Annotated in this window: 1 protein-coding gene; it reads right to left on the bottom strand. The window is 66.6% G+C overall.

The features are described from left to right. Window positions 1-461, bottom strand: a 461-nt coding sequence (locus tag ACU8YC_RS27145) for a DUF899 family protein (RefSeq protein ID WP_446896279.1), incomplete at both ends; no start/stop codon positions are given.

Genomic DNA, 461 nt, shown 5'->3' with positions numbered 1-461 from the left:
GTTGTAGAAGACCTTGCCCTCGACGATGTCCTCGGCATCGAAGGAGACGTGGAAGTCGCGGTTGAACGGGCTGCCGGCCGATGACAGCCAGCGGAACTGCCAGCCCATGCGCCGGCGGAACGCCTCCAGCCGTTCGAACGGTGCGCGGGAGATGGCGGCGAAGCTGACGTCATGGTGCTGCAGGTGCAGCAGCGCGCCGCCGATGTGATCAGCCTCGAAGGAGCAGCCCACGCAGCCCTCGCTCCAGTCCGGGCCGAACATGAAGTGCTTGATCACCAGCTGGCTGCGACCTTCGAACAGCTCGCTCAGGCGGACCGCGCCGCTGGCATCGTGAAAGCGGTAATCCTGGGTGATGCGCCGCCAGGGCAATTGCCGGCGCCTCTCGAAGAGTGCGTCGCGTTGGCGGGTGAGCTGCTTCTCCTCGCGCAGATGGGCGCTGTGGGCGGCGAGCCAGTCCTGGT

The organism is Citrobacter sp. VF227 (assembly GCF_052950715.1).
This window is presented reverse-complemented; position numbering and strand designations above follow the sequence as displayed.